This is a genomic window from Trinickia sp., from assembly GCF_036503415.1.
In the GTDB taxonomy this organism is placed as follows: Bacteria; Pseudomonadota; Gammaproteobacteria; order Burkholderiales; family Burkholderiaceae; genus Trinickia.
This window is the reverse complement of the sequence record NZ_DASXWY010000203.1, coordinates 1-5,194: the sequence shown is the minus strand read 5'-3', so window position 1 is coordinate 5,194 and position 5,194 is coordinate 1. Positions and strand designations below refer to the sequence as shown.

The 5,194-nt window shown below is 64.7% G+C and carries 6 protein-coding genes; all 6 read left to right on the top strand.

Annotated features, from left to right (window positions below):
* The first annotated feature begins 58 nt into the window (after nucleotides 1–58).
* The 6 genes from VGL01_RS23935 (at nucleotide 59) to VGL01_RS23910 (ending at nucleotide 5,068) form a co-directional block, all read left to right on the top strand.
* Nucleotides 59–253, top strand: coding sequence for a Flp family type IVb pilin (locus VGL01_RS23935; protein ID WP_331573811.1), 195 nt, complete (start codon nucleotides 59–61; stop codon nucleotides 251–253).
* 85 nt (nucleotides 254–338) lie between these two features.
* Nucleotides 339–905 (top strand): A24 family peptidase, encoded by a 567-nt coding sequence (locus VGL01_RS23930; protein ID WP_331573810.1) that lies wholly within the window; start codon nucleotides 339–341, stop codon nucleotides 903–905.
* A gap of 18 nt (nucleotides 906–923) precedes the next feature.
* Nucleotides 924–1,928, top strand: coding sequence for a Flp pilus assembly protein CpaB (gene cpaB / locus VGL01_RS23925; RefSeq protein ID WP_331573808.1), 1,005 nt, complete (start codon nucleotides 924–926; stop codon nucleotides 1,926–1,928).
* A gap of 7 nt (nucleotides 1,929–1,935) precedes the next feature.
* The gene (locus tag VGL01_RS23920) at nucleotides 1,936–3,378 is read left to right on the top strand and encodes a type II and III secretion system protein family protein (protein ID WP_414720335.1); all 1,443 of its coding nucleotides are present in this window, start codon (nucleotides 1,936–1,938) and stop codon (nucleotides 3,376–3,378) included.
* A gap of 17 nt (nucleotides 3,379–3,395) precedes the next feature.
* Nucleotides 3,396–3,827 (top strand): CpaD family pilus assembly lipoprotein, encoded by a 432-nt coding sequence (locus VGL01_RS23915; protein ID WP_414720334.1) that lies wholly within the window; start codon nucleotides 3,396–3,398, stop codon nucleotides 3,825–3,827.
* Nucleotides 3,828–3,841: 14 nt separating this feature from the next.
* Nucleotides 3,842–5,068 (top strand): AAA family ATPase, encoded by a 1,227-nt coding sequence (locus VGL01_RS23910; RefSeq protein WP_331573806.1) that lies wholly within the window; start codon nucleotides 3,842–3,844, stop codon nucleotides 5,066–5,068.
* Nucleotides 5,069–5,194: the final 126 nt, after the last annotated feature.

The following is a 5,194-nucleotide window of genomic DNA, read 5'->3' as shown; positions in this document are numbered from 1 at the left end:
CTCGCGCCTGCGATAGTCGCTGATTACTTCGGATTCCTAACTTTTTTTGGAGCTCACCATGCTGCGTTTCATCATGTCCCTGTCGCGCGACGAGCGCGGCGTTAGCGCGCTCGAATATGCCATTTTGGCGGCGATCGTGGTCTCCGCGCTCGTCGCGGTCGGCACCGTAATGACGGGCACGGATTCGTCGACGGGCTTGCAGGGCCTGTTCAACAGCCTGCTCTCGACGATCAAGGGCAAGCTCCCCTCGTAAGCCGACGGACGGATTCGCCCGTTGCTGCACACAGCAACGGGGCGTCCCTATCCGGCGCGCACATTCGCCGCCAAGGAAAATCGTCATGGATCCGATCAAAGCGATGGCATATCTCATCCTTGCCATCCTTGCGCTCTCGGATCTTCGCTGGCGGCGTCTGCCCAATGTCTGGGTATCGGTCTTCGCCGGCCTCTATCTCATCGAAGCGGCACTGAACGGCAGCACGCTCGTGGAATTCCTGGAGCACGCCGCACTCGGCGTCTTTGCGTTGGGGCTCTCCGCGGTGCTATTTCGGCTGCGCTGGCTAGGCGGCGGCGATGTGAAGCTTGGTGCGGCCGTCTTCCTTTGGTGCGGCCCCGCCTACGCCCTCGCATTACTCGTCGTCGTCTCAGTGTTCGGTGCCCTCCTCGGGCTTTCGATGCTCGCACTCACGTTTGCACTTCGCCACCCCGCTTGCAGCGGTGTCGCCCGACGCACGACTTGGCTCTCTCCGGCCCGCGGCGTGCCTTACGGTATCGCGCTCGCGCTCGGGGGAGCCATTGCAGTGCTGGTGCAGCCGACAGCCGGTTTTCGCGCCGCGGCCACCTTGCTGACATCCTCGTTCGGTCATCCACTCGGTCTCGCGCTAGTCGGCCATGCGCGATTTGCCTAACGAGAACCCGCCGTCCCTATGCCAAACATCCTGAAGCTTGCCGCGCTCATCGCTGTTGCCGCGATTGGTGCCTTCATCATTCGCGCGCTGTTCATCGCGGCTTCGGCGCCCGGCGTTGCGAAGCCCGCCGCGCTCGTGCGCGTGCGAGCGGCAGCGGACGAACTGCCAGACGGCCTGCTGTTGAGGGATTCCGACCTCGTATGGAAAGCAGTGCCACACGACCAGATCCCAGCCGGCGCGTTGTTGGAAGGCTCGCTCGAAGCCAGCGCAAACAATGATCTGAAGGGCGATTTGTTGCGTCACGCCGTGCATGCGGGCACGCCGCTCGGACTCACCGACGTCATCTTGCCCAGCGCGCCCGGCTTTCTCGCTGCGGCGCTCAAGCCAGGCATGCGCGCCATTTCGGTATCTATCGACGACGTTTCCGGCAATGCAGGACTCATTCAGCCTGGCGACTTTGTCGACGTGCTGCTTACCCAGCAAATCCGCGCCGATGCGGGCGTCAATGTTCCGCCGGCACGCGCGGTGGAATCCGAAACGGTTGCCGAACGCGTGCGCGTCCTTGCGGTCGGGTCAGCGTTCAGGCGTCCGAAGGACGACGCGGCAGCGTCGACTACAAACGTGCGAACCGCGACTTTCGAAGTGTCGCCGGTCGGCGCCCAGTCGATCACCGTGGCTGCGCATCTCGGCACGCTCTCGCTTGCGCTGCGCAGCTTTGCGACGCGCGACAAGCACGCTTCGGACGCCGAAGACGTCGCACGCGCGCAGACGCCGCCCGTTTGGGCCGGCGATGTGTCGCGCGCGCTGAAAGCCGTGACCACGCCCGCTGCGACACCCGGCAGACCAGCGGCGCAGGTCCCCCAAGTCATGATCTATCGCGGCTCGAAAGTTGAGCAGGCAGGCGGCTCCGGGCAAAACGGCGCATCGCTGGGCGGGCAGCCGCTCCCGCCGTTGCCGCCCGGTACACCACCGGTTGTGCCCGCTCGTGCCGCAAACGAACCCGCCATCCCCGCAGGAACATAGGACTCACATGGCCAGCCTTACACGCGCCAATCCGTTCGCACGCCGCGCACGCCATCGCCCAGCCACGCTCGCCGAACTCGCGACGCAGCTCGCGCATGTTGGCGCGCTCGCCGCCTTCCTTTGCATTGCGATGTTCGCCGGCGCGCGTGCGGCATCGGCCGACGAGCCGGACGTATTGTCCGTCGCGGCGGGAGGCGGGACGATGATCTCGCTGCCCGAGCCGGCCGTGGCCGTCTTCGTGGCGGACCCCGATATCGCCGATGTCCATGTGCCCACACCGCGTTCCGTTTTCGTGCTCGGCAAGAAGGCGGGCACGACGACGCTCTTTGCGCTGGGCGCCAATAACCGGCAGATCCTGCGCAAGACGATCAGCGTGGCCACGGATACGGCTTCCGTTCAGCGGCTCTTGGATACGCGCTTTCCGCAGTTGGGCGTGCATGTGACGAGCGCACCCGGATCGCTGATGGTGAGTGGCTCGGTGCCGAGCGCGGCCGATGCCGACGCCGTCGTTCAGACGCTGCAGCCCTATTTGCACGCCAAGGAGCAACTGGTCAACCGGATGACGGTCGCGCATCCGATTCAGGTGCTGCTGCGCGTGCGCATCACGGAAGTCGATCGCAACATCACGCATCAGCTCGGCGTCGACTGGAATGCATTGGGCAAGAACGGCAACTTCTTCGGTGGCCTGTTCAACGGGCGCGCAATCTTCGACTCGACGACGAACCTTTTCAACCTGTCGTCGACGGGCGCGTACTCGGTGCTTGGCGGGTTCAAGGCTGGCGGCACGCAGATCGAGGGCGTCCTGGACGCGCTCGACAAGGAAGGGTTGATCACGATGCTGGCCGAACCCAATCTGACCGCCGTCTCGGGACAAACCGCGAGCTTCCTCGCGGGCGGTGAGTTACCCATTCCGGTCCCGCAAAGCGGCACTACCAGCACGATCACGATCGAGTACAAGCCCTACGGCGTCTCGCTCAATTTCACGCCGACCGTGATGGCCGACAACCGCATCAGCCTTAGCGTGCGCCCTGAAGTGAGCCAGATCGATCCGACCAACAGCATCACAATGAACACCATCATCGTGCCCGCGCTGACGGTACGCCGCATGGAGACCACGGTCGAGCTGTCGAGCGGGCAAAGCTTCGCCATCGGCGGTTTGTTGCAAAGCACGTCGAGCGATGTCCTGTCCGAGCTGCCGGGCCTCGGCCGGCTGCCGGTGCTCGGCAAACTGTTCTCCTCGAAGAGCTACCAGAACAACAAGACCGAGCTCGTCGTGATCGTCACGCCTTACATCGTGGGACCAACCGGCCCTGGACAGTTGCACGGCGCACTCGACGACATCATGCGCCCGAGCACCGACGTCGAATTCGCCGTCCAGCATTCGCTCGGAGCGGATCCGCTGTCGGGGCAGTCGCCTCGCCTCGTCGGCGCCGCCGGCTTCGTCTATTGAGCAGGAGAACCCGGACCATGATGAATTCACGGCACATCCTCATCGTTACCGTCTTCGCCGGCGCCGCGAGCATCGGCCTGACGTCCTGCATGTCGGCGCCGCTCGGCATACCCGACGCGTCGGTGATCGGCTACGTGCCCGGGGAAAACGGCGGGCATGCGGTCCCGCCCTCATGCGAGGCGCTCAACGAAGCCGCACCGATGCGGGACGCCGGGATGCAACGCCCAGGTGTGGCGTTCGGCTGCGCCACTTATTCGAATCTCGCCGCCATGGTCGCACGCCCCGCCGATTTCGTAAGCCCCCGCCCATACGCCGGAGCCGACGCGCCAATGGCCGCAAGCGCTGTGCGGCGCTACGAAGCCGGCCGCGCAATGCCGTTGAGTGGGGCCTACGGCGGCGGCAGTTCCTCGTCGTCTTCACCCCCGGCATCGCCGGCGGGTTCCCAGTAACGGAGACGGAAAACATGGGCGCACACGAAACCAGCCTGTTTAAACGCCGCGCGCGGCCTTCCGGCGCGGAAAAACTCATTGCCGTCGTCACCGACGCCATTAGCGCGGAGGTCATTAACAACGTCGCCGTTGATGAAGGGGTCGCGACGTCCCACGTCACACTGGGTTCGCTCGACGATGCAGTGGGCGTCATGACTGCGCTCAAGGAATCTCCGCATTACCTGATCATTGATGTATCGGGTTCTGCCATGCCGATTTCGGATCTGATGCGGCTCGCAGACGTCGTGGACCCATCGGTCACCGTCGTCGCAATCGGCGAGCGCAATGACGTCGGACTTTTCAGAAACCTGCTGCAACTCGGCATACGCGACTATCTCGTCAAACCGCTCACGGTCGAGCTAGTCAGGCGTGCGCTCACCGCGAACGACGCGAGCACTTCGCCGCGAATGGGCAAGGCGCTGAGCTTCGTGGGCACGCGAGGCGGCGTCGGCGTAACGACGATTGCCACGGCGCTCGCGAGCCACCTTGCCGACAAGACGCGCCGCCGCATCGCATACATCGACCTGGACCCGTACGGCGGTGCAGCAGCCTCGATGTTCGGTGTATCCGCCACGAGCGGTCTCATCGAACTGCTGCAAAACCCGCATCGACTCGACCAACAGCTTATCAACCAGGCATTCATCGCGCAGAGCGATCGCTTGTTCGTCCTGGCCTCCGAACTATCGTACGACCAGGATTTCTCGTTGCGCGCGGGGGCGCTCTCCGAGCTCATCGCCATGCTCAAGCGCCACTTCCATTACATCGTGATGGATTTGCCGCATCGGGGCGGCATGCTGATCGACGGAGCCTTCGAGGCAAGCGCGATGATCCACGTCGTGGCGGATCTCTCCGTGCACTCGACGCGCGAAGCGGCGCGCTTGTGCCAATTCGCGGAAACGCGCGACGCGAATCCGGCGATATCGGTACTCGTGAACGAGTCGAGACAGCCGGTGCCCGGCCGCGTGAATTCGAAGGATTTCATCGGTGCGCTCGCGCGGGGATCAGTCCAACCGCTGCCGTACGAGCCGCAGATGCTGGCGCTTGCCGAAAATCTCGGTGAGGCGCTCGCCACCACGCAGCGCTCTCCGTTCGCGGCGGCGATCGTCGCGCTCGCCAATTCGATCACCGGTAACGAGGAAGCGGCGGCACCGGCGCGCACGCCGTGGTATCGGCGTCTCGCGCCCGCACGGAGGGCAAGCTGATGTTCGGCCGCCGCAACGGGTTGCTGAGCGCCGATCCGGCAACGGACCCGGACGAACTGCGGGCCTCGCCGGCCGAGCCAGCGTACTCGGCTCCTGTGGCCGGAAGCTTGCGCGACGCAAGTGCGA